This is a genomic window from Cognatundibacterium luofuense (genome assembly GCF_018139685.1).
GTDB classification, from domain to species: Bacteria; Pseudomonadota; Gammaproteobacteria; order Burkholderiales; family Burkholderiaceae_D; genus Undibacterium; species Undibacterium luofuense.
Map to the genome: position 1 here is coordinate 1 of NZ_JAGSPN010000306.1, position 358 is coordinate 358.

The following is a 358-nucleotide window of genomic DNA, read 5'->3' on the forward strand; positions in this document are numbered from 1 at the left end:
GTCACTGGAGAATCATGCATTTAAAGAGGTGATCGGTTTAAAGCGCTGACCCCGGACCAGAAGCGAGATTACGTCAGGCAGTTGCAGGAGGTTGGTTTGAGTCAGCGCCAGGCGTGTAAAGCGATGGTGCTCTCGCGCTCCACCCTGAATTACCAGCCGAAGTACGTGACGGATGACGACATCATCGCCGCTTTACAAGAGCTGGCCGAACGATTTCCGGAACGGGGATTTGGGAAGTACTTTCAACTACTCAGACGACGTGGTCATTGCTGGAATCATAAAAAGGTATATCGCGTGTATTGCCAGCTAAAAATGAATCTCCGGCGCATTGGGAAGAAACGATTACCCAGCCGATACC

Annotated in this window: 1 pseudogene; it reads left to right on the plus strand. The window is 51.1% G+C overall.

Features of this window, described 5'->3' with window-relative positions:
- Nucleotides 1-96: 96 nt before the first annotated feature.
- A pseudogene (locus KDM89_RS20535) lies at nt 97-358 on the plus strand (IS3 family transposase); the annotation flags it as partial.